The following is a 2,840-nucleotide window of genomic DNA, read 5'->3' as shown; positions in this document are numbered from 1 at the left end:
AACCTCTGCGCATAGGCGTCAAAACTGAGATTCGATTGCCATTCGCTGGTCAAGGTGAAGGGCTCAGCTTCCGGCGCGGTTTGTGCTTGCAGCCATTGCCAGCGCTGTTCTGCATCGTTGAGCGAAATCAGCGTCAGTTTTTGCAGATGGTGATCGGCGATCAGCGCCCAGTCATAAATGCCCACCGCCATATCTGGCGTGATGAGATCCTGCTGCGCGTGCTCTGGCAGAGTTTCAAAGCGCCGTCCTAAATCGTAACCGAACAGACCCAATGCGCCGCCCTGAAAGGGTAAATCGGCATCAAAAGCGGGCGTAACACCCAGCGCGTCACATTGCTGTTGCACCAGCAGCAGCGGATCGGCGGCAGAGTGAATCACTTCATCGCCACAGGCAATTTCGGTGCTGGCACCGCGCGTGGTCAGCGTGGCGCGCGGATCGGCGGTGAGGATATCAAAGCGGTTGTCCGCGTGATCGGCCTGACCGGAGGTCAGCAACATCGCCCAGCATTGGTGGGCCAGCGGAGCAAACAGGTGTAACAGCGTTTCGGGCGTATACTTCAGAACGAGGCTTTTTACCATCATGGGACAAATCACTTCAGCAAGCAGGTCGCTAGCCTGACATATTTTTTTGTTGCTGGCACCCGTTTGTTCCACGTGGTAATAATGCGTCCCCCATGCACCAGGAGTGAATTATGTTTACAGGTCTTCCAGCGTTATCCCACGAACAACAGCAGCAAGCGGTTGAACGCATCCAGGAATTAATGGCGGGCGGTATGTCGAGCGGACAGGCGATTGCGCAAGTGGCGCAGGAAATTCGTCAAACCTATAAAGGTGAAGCGATTCGGGCGATGTTCGAAGACGACGAGGATGAAGAAGACGACAACGAATAACGCCCGAACGATTTTTACAGCGCGGCGATGATTTTAATTTCGACTTTATACTTCGGGTTCATCAAACCGGCCTGCACGGTGCAACGCACCGGCGCATTGCCCGGCGAAACCCACGCATCCCAGGCGCGATTCATCGCCGGGAAGTCACTTTTCTCCACCAGGAAAATGGTGGCGTCGAGGATCTTGCTCTTATCCGATCCCACGCGCGTCAGAATGGCGTCAATCACTGCCAACGCATTGGCAGTTTGCGCTTCCGCATCTTCATCCAGATTTTCCGGTACGCTGGTGTAATAGACGGTTTGGTTATGCACCACGGCTTCCGACATGCGGTGTTCCGGATCAATACGCGTAATGGTCATGTTGTTCTCCTTTAATTTTGCTGCGCTAGCCTGCCATATCCCAGGGGCGCATGTCATCTGTTGTGGTTGCCCGCCGGGAATCCTGACATAATTACAGTGGTTTTAATTTTTGATGTGAGGAAGTGTGGCAGACGATTTTGCAGCTGACGGCGCACTGGCGCAGGCAATACCGGGCTTTAAACCGCGTGAAGCACAGCGCCAAATGGCCAAAGCGGTCACTGAGGCGGTTAAAAAAGGCGGCGAGCTGGTGGTTGAAGCGGGCACCGGAACCGGTAAAACCTATGCCTATCTGGCGCCGGCATTGCGGGCGAAGAAAAAAGTCATCGTCTCCACTGGCTCCAAAGCGTTGCAGGATCAGCTCTATAACCGCGATCTGCCCACCATCGCCCGCGCCTTGAAGTTCAGCGGCAAAACCGCGCTGCTGAAAGGGCGCTCCAATTATTTATGCCTCGAACGTCTTGAGCAGCAAAATCAAACCGGCGGCGATCTCAGCGTACAGGCGCTGGGCGATTTGATCAGCGTGCGCGGCTGGTCGTCAGAAACCACCGATGGCGACGTCAGCAACTGCAACGGCGTGGCCGAAGACAGCCCGATCTGGCCCTTCGTTACCAGCACCAACGATAACTGCCTCGGCAGCGATTGCCCGCTGTATAAAGATTGCTTCGTGGTCAAAGCGCGCAAAAAAGCCATGGACGCCGATGTGGTGGTGGTGAACCATCATCTGTTTCTCGCCGATCTGGTGGTGAAAGAGGGCGGCTTCGGCGAACTGATCCCGGAAGCCGATGTGATGATCTTCGATGAAGCGCATCAGCTGCCCGATATCGCCAGCCAGTGTTTCGGTCAGCAGCTGTCGAGCCGTCAACTGCAGGACCTCGCCAAAGACATCATCATCGCCTATCGCACCGAAGTGCGGGATGTGCAGCAGCTACAGAAATCTGCCGATCGCCTGGCGCAGTGCGCGCAGGATTTCCGGTTGACGCTCGGCGAACCGGGCTTTCGCGGCAATCTGCGCGATTTGCTGAGCGACAACAACATCATGCGCATGTTTACCTTGCTGGATGATGCGCTCGAACTCTGTTACGACGTGATCAAACTGTCGCTCGGGCGCTCCGCGCTGCTGGACGCCGCCTTTGAGCGCGCGGCGCTGTATCGCACGCGCCTGAAACGTCTGCGTGCCATTGATGAGCCGGGCTTCAGCTATTGGTATGAGTGCAACAGCCGCCATTTCACGCTGGCACTGACGCCGTTATCGGTGGCGGAACGTTTCCGGGAAGTGATGGATAACCGCAAAGCGGCGTGGATTTTCACGTCTGCCACGCTGGCGGTAAATGAGCAGATGAGCCATTTCTCCAGCCGCCTTGGCGTGGATAACGCCACTACCATGATTCTCGACAGCCCGTTCGATTACACCCAGCAAGCGCTGTTATGCGTGCCGCGCAATATGCCGGAACCCAATCATCCCGGCGGCGCGCGCCAGCTGGCGCGCATGATGAAACCGCTGATTGATGCTAACAAAGGACGCTGCTTCTTCCTCTGTACCTCGCACAAGATGATGCGCGAGTTAGCCATCGAGTTTCGCGCTTCGATGACGT

The 2,840-nt window shown here is 56.2% G+C and carries 3 protein-coding genes and 1 pseudogene; 2 read left to right on the top strand and 2 right to left on the bottom strand.

All coding sequences use genetic code 11. From position 1 onward, the window contains the following. Positions 1-581: pseudogene (pabB, locus tag RTY00_RS23020) on the bottom strand (aminodeoxychorismate synthase component I); the annotation flags it as partial. Between the two features lie 110 nt (positions 582-691). On the opposite strand from pabB, the gene RTY00_RS23015 reads away from it, so the two are divergent. Further along, positions 692-889 (top strand): YoaH family protein, encoded by a 198-nt coding sequence (locus RTY00_RS23015; protein ID WP_008110398.1) that lies wholly within the window; start codon positions 692-694, stop codon positions 887-889. 14 nt (positions 890-903) lie between these two features. Here RTY00_RS23015 and RTY00_RS23010 read toward each other — a convergent pair whose 3' ends face one another. After that, positions 904-1,248, bottom strand: coding sequence for a RidA family protein (locus tag RTY00_RS23010; RefSeq protein WP_061718729.1), 345 nt, complete (start codon positions 1,246-1,248; stop codon positions 904-906). 124 nt (positions 1,249-1,372) lie between these two features. Here RTY00_RS23010 and RTY00_RS23005 point away from each other — a divergent pair. Next, on the top strand, positions 1,373-2,840 hold a 1,468-nt coding region (locus tag RTY00_RS23005; protein WP_312666502.1), incomplete at its 3' end, for an ATP-dependent DNA helicase.

Source organism: Pantoea sp. CTOTU49201 (assembly GCF_032054795.1).
In the GTDB taxonomy this organism is placed as follows: domain Bacteria; phylum Pseudomonadota; class Gammaproteobacteria; order Enterobacterales; family Enterobacteriaceae; genus Pantoea; species Pantoea symbiotica.
This window is presented reverse-complemented; position numbering and strand designations above follow the sequence as displayed.